Raw genomic sequence first — 13,401 nt, 5'->3', positions numbered from 1 at the left:
GCAAAAAGCGACGCGGCTACCAGATGCGCTTCGTAAGGCCGTGATAGAGCCAGGTCCAGACCGGCGGCGGGAAGCGCAAGAAGGAGGGGCCCTGAGGTTGATGGGGCCTCAGCGTTCCCGCGACGGCGTCCTCGAGCGCTTGCACGCTGATGTCGATGCAGGCGGCCGTCATCAGCAGCGGGTATGTCGCAAGGCTATCGCGGGGCGACGGCTTGAGGCGTTTTTCATAAAGGGTCCCGCCTGTGTCGATCCCGTTGTCGACGAGATGCACCGTCGCGCCGAAATTTCCCTCGTCCCGTTCGACCAGCGACCAGTAACCGCCCATCTGGCCGCGATACATCGGGTTGATGCCGGCATGGAAATTGATCACCGGGCAGGGAATCGCGGCAAGCGTTGCGGGCGACAGGATACGGCAGGAAATGGTGAAGACTGCCTGGGGTTTCAGGGTTGTCACCGCCGCGAGATATGCCGGATCGTTGAGCGACGGCACATGCGTGACCGGGATGTTCGCATTGGAGGCGGCGGAGTGGCCGTAGTCGCGGATGATCTCTTCCATGCGCCTGGCGGCAAAGCGCTTCCCGAGCCGCGAGGCAACCATGGTCGCAAGCTGTCCAAGTGCCGTAAACCAGCCGAATCGCTTGGCACGGCGCCGTAGCAGCGTGCCCTTGGATTCCGGCTGTTCCTCGATCACGTGCAGATCCGGAAAGTGCTTGGCAAGTGCGTTGATCATCACCTGCGGGTTTGTCCCGCCGGCGGTCATCACCACGATTCGAGAGGGATTCCGTTCCTGCATGTGCCACTCCGCTTTGTGCGGAGCGCAGTGTTGCCGACAAGCCGAAAGAAACGATTAAGCCAGGCGTAACGCGAGCGTGAGGTCGCCATAACCCGTGTAGCGGTACTCGTATTCGAGACCGAGGTAGTCGGCCGCCGCGCGCGCCTTTTCCTGTAGAGCTTCGTCCTCTTCCTGAGAGAGATAGACCAGCTTCCGGTAGTTGCCGAAATACATTTCCTTGAGCTGCGGATGCCTATCGAGGCCTAACGGCTCGATGACGAAGGCTTCGAATTGGCGGGCGAGAAAGTCCGTAAGGAAAAAGGAGAGCAGATCCTCGTCCGCCCCGGCCGCAAACGCTTCGTTTCCGGCGAAAAACGAATAACAGTGGGGACCCTCGATGCGGGCGATACCTTCGCGCTCGCAAAGCCTGTCGATGTCACCGCCCGTGCCACAATCCGCATAGGCGAAAAAGATCTTCTCAAAACCTTTTGCGCGCGCCTCCGTGACGGCTTTTTCCAATCCTGGGACGATTTTCTGCGGATAGGCATGCCAGATGGCGGGCAGGCAATTGAGGTCGATATGGGCAAGCCCGGCCTGTCTGCAGACGGCGAGAATTTCCCGCGCGATGGCGCCGCAGGCGATCACGTGAACTTTTTCACAATTTGCACGTTCCTTCGGCGGAAGTTCGCTTTCCGGAACAATTCGATCCACATCCATCGGAGTATTCTATCATGACGACAAAGACAGTCACGGTGATCGCCGCTCTTTTTGCGACGATGGTTTCGCTTTCCGCCTGCGGCAATACCATCCGCGGCGTGGGTCAGGACACGGCGAATGCCGTCGACGCCACTCAGGATGCCGGCCGCAAGGTCGACCGCGCCGCCCGGTAACCGAGAATTTACCGGGCTACAGAAGGTTCTCCAAAATGACGAACCATTTGTAGCCGGTGTCAGTCAGACGACCTTGAGAGTCGATCCGGAGTTCCTTGCGTGTCACCGAGTTCCCCACATTGCCGCCGATGACGTAGGCAGAGGCGGAATTGACATCCACCACAATATCGCAGTGGCTCTGGTAGTAACCGACAGATAAAGCATTTCCGATCGAGATCGGTCTGCCTCCCCGCCAGTACGCGACGAGGTCGCCTGGTTTTAAAGGGTATTGTCGTTTATCCTGAGCGAAAAAGGCAGTCGAGCGATTGCCACTAACCATCGCTCGGATGGCATCGTTTATGTAGCTTGAATGGGCGGCTGACTTTCCAAACTTCGTCGGCGGCACCTTTGCGTCCGTCATGCAAAAGCTTACAAACGCTGCTGACCAAGGATAGCCGCGGTCTTTCCCTGTCAGCCTGGCGTAAGGACCTCCGATATTTTGCCAGTAGGTCCCTATCCTTTGCCAAGCGCCATCTTGGTATTCCTTTTTTCCGTCGACGGTCGTTCCATTGAGGTTATAGGCCGATCGCCCAAAAAAATCCCATTCCTCCGTTGCGGTCCGTATCAGGTCGTCCGTGAAATGACTCATTGTTCTCCCCTCCAGTAGAGCTACGAGGATAGCTCATCCTGAAAAGGATTACAACCTGGAGTAATATTTACAACTAAGTGCTATCTTTGATTGCAGCGGCAGACTTAAGTCAGCTGATTATGTCTACGGCGGATGAAGTCCTTCGCCGTTTCCACTGCTACGGCCGCGTCGCGGCAATAGGCATCGGCGCCCACCGCCTTGCCGAATTCCTCGTTGAGAGGCGCACCGCCCACCAGCACGACATAGTCGTCGCGAATGCCCTTTTCCTTCATGGTGTCGATGACGACCTTCATGTAGGGCATGGTCGTGGTCAGCAATGCGGACATGCCCAGAATGTCCGGTTTTTCCCGTTCGATCGCTTCCAGGTAGTTTTCTACCGGGTTGTTGATGCCGAGATCGACCACGTCGAAGCCGGCGCCTTCCATCATCATTCCGACGAGGTTCTTGCCGATGTCGTGAATGTCGCCCTTCACGGTGCCGATGATCATCTTGCCGAGTTTCGGCGCACCGGTCTCCACGAGCAGCGGACGCAGGATATTCATGCCGGACTTCATGGCGTTGGCCGACAGCAGCACCTCGGGAACGAAGAGGATGCCATCGCGGAAATCGATGCCGACGATCCGCATGCCCTCGACAAGTGCCTGGGTGAGGACGTCGTAAGGCGTCCAGCCACGATCCAGCAGGATATGGGTCGCTTCTTCGATTTCTTCCTTCAGCCCGTCGTAGAGATCGTCGTGCATCTGCTGCACGAGTTCTTCGTCGGAAAGTTCCGAAAGGATGATTTCATCGTCAGACATGGAATACTTCCCTTGGGTTCGAGGGGCCTGCAAATCAGACGCTCACGTCGTCGACTATCTGTACCTTCAAATTGTTTCGCAATTTCTTTCGTATGCGACAGCAGCGCATCGGAAAAACGACGGAGTGGTTGTCGCAAATGTCTGTCCTGCACAAACCCGTGCCGCAGAAAGGCAGGGTTCGGCTTGCGCCGCGGCTTAGCATGGCGCATCAGAAAGACAGGCGCAAACGACGGCGCAAGGCGAGGAACATCATGGACGACTTGACCCAGCAGACGGAACCGGCAGGCGGCGCAGGACGACGCGGGCGTGGCGAACGGGGAGCGGCAGGCCGCCGTGCCGCGCGTACGGGCGGCGGTCCCGGCCCTTCGCTTCCCTATATCACCCGCAAGATCAACGTCTATGAGGTGCTGGACGAGGAGGGACTGCAGCTCATCGAGCGCAATGCGGATACCATCCTCGAAGAAATAGGCATCGAATTCCGTGACGATGACGAAGCTCTGGACCTTTGGAAAAAGGCGGGCGCCGACGTGCAGGGCCACCGGGTGCATTTCCCGAAAGGTCTTTGCCGTGAAATTCTCAAAACCGCACCGAAGGAATTTACCTGGCATGCCCGCAACCCGGAGCGCAATGTCGTGATCGGGGGCAATGCCACCGTCTTTGCGCCGGTCTACGGCCCTCCGTTCGTGCGGGACCTCGACGGCACGCGCCGCTATGCGACGATCGAGGATTTCCGCAACTTCGTGAAGCTGGCGTATCTCGCTCCGTCCATGCATTCTTCCGGAGGCACGGTCTGCGAACCGGTCGACGTGCCGGTCAACAAGCGACACCTGGATATGGTCTACAGCCATATCAAATACTCCGACAAACCCTTCATGGGCTCCGTCACCGCGCCGGAACGCGCCGAAGACACGATCGCCATGGCGAAGATCGTTTTCGGCGACGATTTCGTCGAGAACAATTGCGTCACGCTGAACCTCATCAATGCCAACTCGCCGATGGTCTTCGACGGCACCATGCTCGGTGCTCTCAAGGTCTATGCGCGCCACAACCAGGCGTCGGTCGTATCGCCCTTCATCCTGTCCGGCGCGATGAGCCCGGTGACCGTCGCCGGTACACTGGCTCAGATCCTGGCGGAAGTGCTCGCGGGTGCGTCGATGACACAGCTCATCCGCAAGGGTTCGCCGGTACTGTTCGGCACTTTCGCAGCCTCCATCTCCATGCAGTCGGGTGCTCCGACCTTCGGCACGCCGGAGCCGTCGCTGGTATCTTACGGAGCAGCACAGCTTGCCCGCCGCCTCGGTCTGCCGTTCCGCACGGGCGGCTCGCTTTGCGGCTCGAAGGTTCCCGATGCTCAAGCCGCCCACGAATCGGCCAACACGCTGAACACGACACTGCTCGCCGGCACCAATTTCGTTCTGCATGCCGCCGGCTGGCTGGAAGGCGGCCTGGTGTCGTCCTACGAAAAATTCATGATCGACCAGGACCAACTCGGCATGATGCAAAAAATGGCGCAGGGCGTCGATCTGTCCGAGGAAGGCCAGGCGCTTTCCGCAATCCGGGAAGTCGGGCCGGGCAGCCACTATCTCGGTTGCGCCCACACCCAGGCGCATTTCCAGACGGCCTTCTATCGTTCGGCGCTGATGGACAACAACTCCTTCGAACAGTGGGAGATCGAAGGCGAAAAGCGCATCGAACAGCGCGCCAATGCGCTTTGCCGCTCCTGGCTCGATTCGTATGAAGCACCGCCGCTCGATCCGGCAATCGACGAGGCGCTGCTCGCCTTCATCAAGGATCGCAAGGATTCGATGCCCGACGCCTTCACCTGAAGAGAGCCCGATGCCGCCAGGGAGCAAGGCGGCGCCAGAATGGTCGCCGACTTCATCCAGGAAGGGGTCTGGCGCCCGCACTATAAATATCAGGGGCCGCGATGAGCGGCCCTTCGGCCATTCCGGGCTCGATTGCCGCGGTGCTCGGCCCATACGGCATCCTTGTCCGCGGCGTCGTGAGTTTGGCGCCGGGCGAGGGTCCGCTTCTGACGGATGGCAATCACGCGCTCGCCGTCGTCCTGCTCGGCAATGCCGGCGGTTCCATCTGGCCGTCTTTCAGGAGTTGGCTCCGAGGCTATGACGGCGCTGATCCGCTCGATACCTGGTCGAAACAGTTGATCCGCCCGCTGGCGGAAAAGCTCGGTGCGACCGCCTATTTCCCATCCGACCCGCCCTGGCAGCCATTTCAGCAGTGGGCCATGCGCGCGGAAGGCCTGAAACCGTCGCCGCTCGGCATCCTCATTCATCCGCAGTTTGGCCTTTGGCACGGCTATCGCGGCGCATTGGGTTTTCCGTTCGAGATCGAGACCTCCGTAAAAGTCGCAGAGCATCCCTGCGATGGCTGTATCGACAAACCTTGTCTGACGGCCTGTCCCGTCGGCGCGATCAGCCGGTCCGGCTTCGACGTTCCTGCCTGTCGTTCCTATCTCGGCAACGAACCGGGTGGGAAAACCTGCGTCGTCTCAGGCTGTCTCGCCCGCAATGCCTGTCCGGTGGGCGCGGAATTCCGCTACCCGCCGGAGCAGCTGCGGTTCCATATGCGGGCGCTGATGCGCTGACCCGAACATTTTTACGCGTGGCCCCAAGGAATTTGCATAGAGAAACGTCTAAGCTGAAAATGACGGAAATCGGGCGGGAATCGTGAGCGCGGAAATCCTTCAGAGGGCGTGTGACGGTGACAGGGATGCCTTCGGCGTGCTTGTCGAAACGCATTACGATTTCATCCATTCCGTCGCATGGCGCTGGTGCGGAACGGAGACGGACGCGGAGGACGTGGCTCAGGAAGCCTGTATCCGTCTCGGCCGTTCCATCCGGTCCTTCAAGGGCCAGTCGGCCTTCCGCACCTGGCTCTACACGTTGACGTTGAACGTTGTGCGCGACCATCAACGGCAGTCCTTGCGCCGCCGGCGCGACGAGGGCCGGCTTGCCAATGACCCGGTCTTCTTCGCGCATCTCGAGCCGGAGAATGACGGGCGGGGCGAGTGGCTGTGGGCGGCAGTGCGACTTTTGCCCGAGAAACAAAGAGACGCGGTCCTGCTCGTCCATAGCGAAGGGCTCAGCCACGCCGCGGCGGCAGAGGTCCTGGACTGCAGCGAAAACACTGTTTCCTGGCACCTGCACGAGGCGCGAAAACGATTGAAGGACCTTCTGAAGAAGGAGGCGGTGTGACCATGACGGACGAATTCGAAAAGCTCGGCACTCTGCCTCCGGCTCCGCCCGCATCTTCCGAGAAACGCGCCCGTGCGCTCGCTGCCGCCATGCAGGCATTCGACGCAGAAGAAAAAACCGCAAACCGCGCCCAAGGAAAATCGTGGCGGCAGCGTCAAAGCTCCATCCTCAACCGGATCTGGAGCACCAACATGATCACTCAACATCGTTATCTGGCAGGCTCGGCGCTTGCGACTCTGCTCATCGTTCCCGCGGCGGCCTTTCTCACCTTCGAAATCACACGCGGCAATCTGCCGGCGTCAGGGCAGGTGGCTTTGCCCGAGATGGCTGATGCGCCAAAGGTCCAAAGCGAGCCCGTTGCTCCGAAGGCCTCTGTGAGGCATGGCGAGGCCAAGCGTCAACGGGAGGAGGATGCCGCAAGCCCGCTGCCTGCGTCGAAGCCGTTGGACTATGAGGCTGCCCCCTCCGGCGGCGCGGCGCAGCGCATGGCGGAGCCTCCCGTGGCCCTCTCTCCTCCCATGCCTGCCCCCACCCAGTCGATGATGGCCGAGGGCGCAGCGCCGCTCGCCGCCGCCCCGCGTCATGTGCCTACTGAGCCAGCGATTCTCCCACCACTGGAGCAGGGGCGTGATCGTTTCGCCAATGCCGATCCCAACCCCGTAAAAAGTGTTGCGACCGATCCGGTCTCGACCTTTTCCGTCGATGTCGATACCGCCTCCTACGCTTTCGTCCGCCGTTCCCTGATGCAGGGGAATCTGCCCGCTCCGGACAGCGTACGCGTCGAGGAGATGATCAACTATTTCCCCTATGACTGGCCGCGGCCACAATCGGCAGAAGAGCCATTCCGCACGACCGTGACCCTCACACCGACGCCGTGGAATGCCGGCACGCGGCTGATGCAGGTGGCGATCAAGGGTTATGAGAATGCGCCGGCTGCAGCACCGCCCGCCAACCTCGTGTTCCTGATCGATGTTTCCGGTTCCATGAACGGGGCGGACAGGCTGCCGTTGCTGAAGAGTGCCTTCCGGCTGCTGGTCGGCAAGCTGAAGCCGGAAGACAAGGTGTCGATCGTCACCTATGCCGGCAATGCCGGAACGGTGCTGGAGCCGACTTCGGCCCGCGAGCGGGACAAGATCCTTGCCGCCATCGACAACCTCCAGCCGGGAGGTTCGACTGCCGGTGCGGAAGGCATCGAATCCGCCTATCGCCTCGCGCGCCAGAGTTTTATCCAAGGGGGCGTCAACCGGGTGATGCTTGCGACGGACGGCGACTTCAACGTCGGCGTATCGAGTGACGAGGCGTTGAAGCGGCTGATCGAGCGGCGCCGCAAGGACGGCATTTTCCTTTCCGTGCTCGGTTTCGGTCAGGGCAATCTCAACGACAGCCTGATGCAGACGCTCGCCCAGAACGGCAATGGCACTGCAGCCTATATCGATACGCTGGCCGAAGCGCAGAAAGCGCTGGTGGAGGAGGCGGGCTCGAACCTTTTTCCGATCGCAAAAGACGTCAAGATCCAGGTCGAGTTCAATCCCGAAAGGATCGCGGAATACAGGCTGATCGGCTATGAGACCCGCGCGTTGAAGCGCGAGGACTTCAACAACGACCGGGTAGATGCCGGCGACATCGGTTCTGGACATTCCGTTACGGCGATCTACGAAATTACGCCCAAAGGCAGCGCTTCAACCCTCAACGATCCGCTGCGATACGAAGCGCCTGCAGCGGCTTCAACCCAGGCTTCGGCGTCGGATGAACTTGCCTTCGTGAAGATCCGCTACAAGGAGCCGGATAGTAATACGAGCAAACTCATCACCACGCCGGTAACGGAGGTGAATGCGGTCAGCGACTTCGCGGCCGCGCCGCAAGACGTGCGGTTTGCCACTACGGTTGCAGCCTTCGGCCAGAAGCTGCGCGGCACGGATGCCCTGGAGGCTTATTCCTACCAGGAAATTCTGGAGATGGCGCGCGCTGCGCGCGGCGACGACCCGTTCGGATATCGCAGCGGCTTTCTGGATCTCGTGAGGCTCGCCGAAACACTCGACCGCCGTTAGACTTGGCGGCTGCTCAGATATTCGCCTTCGGATAAGCCCGCTCCAGCCCACCGGAGCGGGTGAGCCCGTCCCGGAACGCGGCATAGGCAGGGTGCTGGCTGGATTTCGCCGCTTCCGCCAGTCTGATCTGCAACCGGGCAGGCGCGGCACTGCCGATCCATTCACCGCACTTCTGCAGCTTCAACGAGTTCAGGAACTTCGCCTCGGACGCCTGGTCGAGATAGAAGTGCAGGCCGTCCAGCAGCAGATCGTCCGACGACGGGTTCTCCATCAGGAGCGTCAGCCAGGACTGGTTTTCGGGTAAAAGCGCGGCAAGGCTTTCCGCCACGGTCTCCCTGCTGCCGATCGGGGATATGTTCGCCATCTTGGTCCTCCTCGGCTCTGTTTCTGTGAGCATCGGACGGACCGATCCGCGGCCCGGTTGGAGCCCGATGCCCTATCCGCGGCGGCGACGTCTTTCGCGACCGGAATCGCCGCCCGATTCGCTGGCGGTCTTATTGCGCAGCGGGCCGATCTTGTCGACGATTTCCTCGATCGTCGGACGGGGACGGGGCGTGTATTCGTCAATCGCCTTGCGCATGGCGGCGAGATGTTCACAGGACGTGCCGCAGCAGCCGCCGATGATCCTGGCGCCGGCATCGCGGGCCAGGCGAGCATATTCGGCCATCAGCGGAGGCGTGCCGGAATAGTGAATTTCGGCGCCGCGATATTCCGGAATGCCGCAATTGCCCTTGACGATGGTGATCGCGTCCGGCGCCGCGGCCGTCATGTCGAGAAGGCTCGACAGGATGTCGGAAGCCCCGACGCCGCAATTGGCACCGACCGCAATCGGGGCGCTGCCTACCTCATTGACGACGCCATGGATGTCTTTGGGGTCGAGACCCATCATGGTCTTGCCGGCGGTATCGAAAGAGCCGGTATAGGTGTAGGGCAGTCCGACCTTGGCCGCGGCTTCCGCAGCAGCGCGGATTTCATCGGCAGACGACATCGTCTCGATCCAGGCGACATCGGCGCCGCCGGCCTTCAGCCCTTCGATCTGTTCCGCGAAGGCCGCGACCGCGTCGTCATAGGAGAGGGCTCCAAGCGGGATCAGCAGTTCGCCGGTCGGACCGACAGAGCCGGCGACGATGACCTTGCGTTCTGCCTTGTCGGCAACGGAGCGGGCGATCTCCGCGGCCAGCTTGTTCAGCTCATGGACCCGGCCCTCGGCCTTGTGCAGTTTCAGCCGGTGACGGGTGCCGCCAAAGGAATTGGTGAGGATGATGTCCGCGCCCGCATCGACAAAATCCTGATGCAGCTTTTCGATCTTCTCGGGCGCCGCCTCGTTCCACAGCTCCGGCGCTTCGCCGGCCTCGAGACCCATCGCGAACAGGTTGGTACCTGTCGCGCCATCTGCCAAAAGCACACCTTTTTCGGCAAGAAGCTCTGTCAGTGCATTGGCGGTGGTCATGGCGGTTCTCCTGCGGCGCAAGCCATCATATAAAGATTGCTTTATATGATGGCAAGTGCCCGCGGACGCGTCCGTGGGCGACGCAGAGCCTCTTTATTCCGCCGCCATCTTTTCCGTCTCGTGGCTGGCAGGACTGACCATTGCGGTGATGATGGTCCGCAGGTCGAGCGTGCCGCTCGGCGTACCGCTCTCGTCCAGAACCACCGCGCGGCTCTGGCCGGCTTCGGTCATAAGCCTGGCGGCGGCCTCAAGTGTTGAACTGCCGGGGATCTGCATTCCGTCCGGTGCGCCGTCGAGCGGCTGCATGACCGTCGTCGCCTGGATAACCCTGCCACGATTGACCTCCTTGACGAAGGCGGTGATGTAGTCGTCGGCCGGAGACAACACGATCTCCTGGCCGGTACCCTGCTGCACAACCTTTCCGTCGCGCAGGATCGCGATCTTGTCGCCGAGCCTCAGCGCCTCGTCGAGATCGTGGGTGATAAACACCACCGTCTTCTTCAGTTCGGCCTGAAGCGTAAGGAGAACGGTCTGCATGTCGACGCGGATCAGCGGATCGAGCGCCGAATAGGCTTCGTCCATCAACAGGATATCGGCATCGTTGGTCAGCGCGCGGGCAAGCCCGACGCGCTGTTGCATGCCGCCGGAAAGCTGATTGGGATAATGCCGCTCAAAGCCCGCAAGGCCGACCCGTTCGATCCAATACTGGCCGCGCTTCATGCTTTCGGGACGGGGGATGCCCTGGATGTCGAGGCCGTAGACGGTATTTTCGATGACGGTACGGTGCGGCAGCAGCGCGAATTTCTGGAAGACCATCGCGGTCTTGAGGCGGCGGAAGTCCCGCAGGTCCTTTTCGTTCATCCGACAGATATCGTTGCCGTCATAGATGACCTCGCCGTCGGTCGGCTCGATCAGGCGATTGATATGGCGGATCAGGGTCGATTTTCCCGAACCCGAAAGTCCCATGACAACCGTGATACCGCCGGCCGGCATTGAAATATTGATATCCTTCAGGCCGAGGACATGGCCATGTTTTTCATTGAGCTCAGTCTTCGTCATGCCGGCTTTCACGGCATCCACGTAGTCTTTGCCTCGCGGCCCGAAGATCTTGTAGAGCCCCTTGATCTCTATGCCATGACTAGCCACGAACCACCTCCGTATTCAGCCGCGGCCATCGGCACGACGCCCAGGATCTGTGAAAATGCGGCGCCGTAAGGCTATGCGCCATGGAATTCCCCTTATTGTTTTATTCTTTTCAGGCTCGTTGGCCGGAATGGCGTTCCAAGCAAGGCATCGGCAAATTCTGCACTTAAACGCTCTTTCCCATTTATCCGGAAACGGCTCCGTATAGGTCTCAGAGCGACGCCCTGACCTTTTCCACGATTGCAGGCGGCAGCCATTTCGTCCAGATGTCCGGCATTGTATCGAGAAAGTGCTTGGCTGTGGCTTCGTTTGTGCCTCGGTTCTCATGCTGCCAGGCGAGGACGGTATTCACCGTTGCATTCGTCCATTTCCGCTTCTTCATATAATCCAGTGCATCCGGCGCCCGGTCTGCCAGTCGCTTCGTCACCACCGTGAAGGCCTGCGACGTCGGATAGGAATTGACCTTCGGATTGGGACAGTTGGCAACCGAAGTACAGGCGCTCCAGTCGTTGACATCATGCGGCACGTCAAATGAGAGTTTTACCATCTCGTATGTACCGAGGATGGGAGTTGGAGCCCAGTAGTAGCCCAGCCAGCCTGTCTTCTTCGCAAACGCGTTTGATATCGAACTGTCGAGTTCGGCCGCAGTGGCGGTTTCGATCAATTCGAAATTCTTCTCTTTGGCACCGAGGGCCCGATAGAGGTTGGTCGTGGAAACCTGGCAATTCCAGCCTCGCGGGCAGTTGAATATTGCTCCCTTGGCGGGGTTTCCGGGGGCTGGAAAAAGTTCCGGATGAGCCAGCGCCTGCTGAACGGTCTTGATGGTCGGATGTTTGTCGGCAACGAATTTCGGAATCCACCAGCCTTCCACCGCTCCGTCGGAGAGGATCTCCGCCGCGATGACCAGACGGCCTTCCGTTGCTGCCTTGTTGAGCTGGATACGGGCGGAGTTGACCCAGAACTCCGGTGCGACATCGGGCTCTCCCTTCTCGTCCATCGAGGTGAAGGTCGTCATCGTGTCGCCGGAGACGAGCTTTACGATGCAACCGTAGCCCTCTTCCAGGATGATCTTGTCGACATTGGCGGCAACACCCGCCGAAGCCCAGTTCATCTCGGCGACCGAGACAGATCCGCAATCAGCTTGTGCCGTCCCGGCAAGAGCGCAGATACCGATGGCGAACCCCGTGGAAGCCAGAAGTCTCTTCATTTTAACCTCCGTCTCGGGTTCGCGATTTCACGATTCCTGCGCATTGGCCGCATGCGCCGATCGCGACGTGAGTGAATTCGGGCTTCGATCGAGCGTGATCAGCGTATTTTCCTCGGTTCAGCCGCCATCTCGTCCAGTTCGCATCACTGCGCCCTAAAAATTGAGGGTACGACTTCCCCGCAGGAAATCAACCTTCAAGCGCCGGATCAGTTGCGGTGGGAACCGTCCAACCTCTTGGAAGCACACGATTTCCGGTTTCCTGTTCATCTGGAAGGTCACTTTTAAATGATTGCATCGGAAGGGCACAGCTATTGCGGCATGTGGATACCGCACGCAGGTTTCCGTACCTCGACCGAGCATCTTTCTTCAACTTGCAGCGAGAAATTTTGCCGCTGAGTGCTCTCACTAACCATCCGGTAAGAATGTCACGCTATTCGTGGTGGGGCAGGCGGTCAGCTTGCCTTCGGCGCCGGATCAGGTAGTGCGTACCGGTCGCCTTGTTGTTCAGAGCCATGATTTTTCGGCTCGTGCCATATCGCCTTCAGGTCTCCCCGATCCTTCCATTCGATCTTTCACGGCGCGATGCCGGAGAGATTGACACATCGTCCGGGAGGCGGCACCATCTGACGGTGATGAAAATCCAGAGCAAACACCAACAGGGCCGGACGCCTCCTTTATCTACGAATCGTCCGGTCCCCTCTGGATCAGGCCACGTCTTCCCATGAAAACCTCCGGTCAACTGACCCTCGTCCTCGGCGGCGCCCGCTCGGGTAAGTCGGCCTTTTCCGAAACGCTTGCTCGAGAGACGGGTTTCGAGCGGCATTATATCGCAACGGGGCGCGCCTATGACGAGGAAATGCGCGAGCGCATCGCGCGGCACCGCACGGACCGCGGCGAGCAATGGGTGACGCACGAGGTTCCGGTTGAACTCTCGGCGCAAATCCGGAGCATGGATGGGCCGGGCAGGGTGATACTGGTTGATTGTCTCACGCTCTGGGTCACGAATCTGATGATGGAGGAACGTGACGTCGATGCCGAAGGAGTGGTGCTGATCCGTACGCTCGAATCTCTGTCCGCCCCCCTAATTCTCGTCTCCAACGAAGTCGGCCTCGGCATCGTCCCCGAAAACAAGATGGCGCGGGAGTTCCGCGACCATGCTGGCCGGTTGCATCAGAAAATTGCGGCAGTGGCCGACAACGTCTATTTCGTAGCGGCCGGCTTACCGCTCCGGATGAAGGGCTGAGAGATTTC

The 13,401-nt window shown here is 60.1% G+C and carries 14 protein-coding genes; 6 read left to right on the top strand and 8 right to left on the bottom strand.

Annotated elements, in window-relative coordinates:
- Positions 1 to 16: 16 nt before the first annotated feature.
- Entirely contained in the window at positions 17 to 793 is a 777-nt protein-coding gene (locus tag C5L13_RS06210; protein ID WP_105382387.1) for a formyl transferase, read from the bottom strand.
- Between the two features lie 54 nt (positions 794 to 847).
- Positions 848 to 1,489, bottom strand: a complete 642-nt coding sequence (locus C5L13_RS06205; RefSeq protein WP_105382386.1) for a DUF1638 domain-containing protein — start codon at positions 1,487 to 1,489, stop codon at positions 848 to 850.
- Between the two features lie 14 nt (positions 1,490 to 1,503).
- On the opposite strand from C5L13_RS06205, the gene C5L13_RS06200 reads away from it, so the two are divergent.
- Positions 1,504 to 1,662, top strand: coding sequence for an entericidin domain-containing protein (locus C5L13_RS06200; RefSeq protein ID WP_105382385.1), 159 nt, complete (start codon positions 1,504 to 1,506; stop codon positions 1,660 to 1,662).
- A gap of 16 nt (positions 1,663 to 1,678) precedes the next feature.
- Here C5L13_RS06200 and C5L13_RS06195 read toward each other — a convergent pair whose 3' ends face one another.
- Positions 1,679 to 2,290 carry a DUF2272 domain-containing protein gene (locus tag C5L13_RS06195; protein WP_105382384.1) on the bottom strand — a complete coding sequence of 204 codons (612 nt, stop codon included), beginning with the start codon at positions 2,288 to 2,290 and terminating at the stop codon, positions 1,679 to 1,681.
- Positions 2,291 to 2,394: 104 nt separating this feature from the next.
- Positions 2,395 to 3,087, bottom strand: coding sequence for a corrinoid protein (locus C5L13_RS06190; RefSeq protein WP_105382383.1), 693 nt, complete (start codon positions 3,085 to 3,087; stop codon positions 2,395 to 2,397).
- A gap of 251 nt (positions 3,088 to 3,338) precedes the next feature.
- On the opposite strand from C5L13_RS06190, the gene C5L13_RS06185 reads away from it, so the two are divergent.
- The 4 genes from C5L13_RS06185 to C5L13_RS06170 all read left to right on the top strand — a co-directional run bounded on the left by C5L13_RS06185 (position 3,339) and on the right by C5L13_RS06170 (position 8,350).
- Positions 3,339 to 4,913, top strand: a complete 1,575-nt coding sequence (locus C5L13_RS06185) for a trimethylamine methyltransferase family protein (protein WP_105382636.1) — start codon at positions 3,339 to 3,341, stop codon at positions 4,911 to 4,913.
- Between the two features lie 101 nt (positions 4,914 to 5,014).
- Positions 5,015 to 5,692 (top strand): 4Fe-4S dicluster domain-containing protein, encoded by a 678-nt coding sequence (locus C5L13_RS06180; protein ID WP_105382382.1) that lies wholly within the window; start codon positions 5,015 to 5,017, stop codon positions 5,690 to 5,692.
- Positions 5,693 to 5,774: 82 nt separating this feature from the next.
- Positions 5,775 to 6,302, top strand: a complete 528-nt coding sequence (locus C5L13_RS06175; protein ID WP_105382381.1) for an RNA polymerase sigma factor — start codon at positions 5,775 to 5,777, stop codon at positions 6,300 to 6,302.
- Positions 6,303 to 6,304: 2 nt separating this feature from the next.
- A complete protein-coding gene (locus C5L13_RS06170) occupies positions 6,305 to 8,350 on the top strand; it encodes a VWA domain-containing protein (protein WP_105382380.1) in 2,046 nt (681 codons plus the stop codon).
- Positions 8,351 to 8,363: 13 nt separating this feature from the next.
- On the opposite strand, the gene C5L13_RS06165 is transcribed toward C5L13_RS06170, so the two are convergent.
- From C5L13_RS06165 to C5L13_RS06150, 4 genes are all read right to left on the bottom strand, one after another.
- Positions 8,364 to 8,714 (bottom strand): hypothetical protein, encoded by a 351-nt coding sequence (locus C5L13_RS06165; protein ID WP_105382379.1) that lies wholly within the window; start codon positions 8,712 to 8,714, stop codon positions 8,364 to 8,366.
- Positions 8,715 to 8,786: 72 nt separating this feature from the next.
- On the bottom strand, positions 8,787 to 9,800 hold the full coding sequence (gene bmt, locus C5L13_RS06160) for a betaine--homocysteine S-methyltransferase (RefSeq protein WP_105382378.1): 1,014 nt from the start codon (positions 9,798 to 9,800) through the stop codon (positions 8,787 to 8,789).
- A gap of 93 nt (positions 9,801 to 9,893) precedes the next feature.
- A complete protein-coding gene (locus C5L13_RS06155) occupies positions 9,894 to 10,946 on the bottom strand; it encodes a quaternary amine ABC transporter ATP-binding protein (protein WP_105382377.1) in 1,053 nt (350 codons plus the stop codon).
- A gap of 208 nt (positions 10,947 to 11,154) precedes the next feature.
- Positions 11,155 to 12,150, bottom strand: coding sequence for a glycine betaine ABC transporter substrate-binding protein (locus C5L13_RS06150; protein WP_105382376.1), 996 nt, complete (start codon positions 12,148 to 12,150; stop codon positions 11,155 to 11,157).
- A gap of 721 nt (positions 12,151 to 12,871) precedes the next feature.
- Between C5L13_RS06150 and cobU the strand changes: the two genes are divergently transcribed.
- Complete coding sequence (gene cobU / locus C5L13_RS06145) at positions 12,872 to 13,393, top strand: bifunctional adenosylcobinamide kinase/adenosylcobinamide-phosphate guanylyltransferase (protein WP_105382375.1); 522 nt, start codon at positions 12,872 to 12,874, stop codon at positions 13,391 to 13,393.
- Positions 13,394 to 13,401: the final 8 nt, after the last annotated feature.

The sequence above is a fragment of the Neorhizobium alkalisoli genome, assembly GCF_002968635.1.
GTDB lineage: Bacteria > Pseudomonadota > Alphaproteobacteria > Rhizobiales > Rhizobiaceae > Neorhizobium > Neorhizobium alkalisoli.
This window is presented reverse-complemented; position numbering and strand designations above follow the sequence as displayed.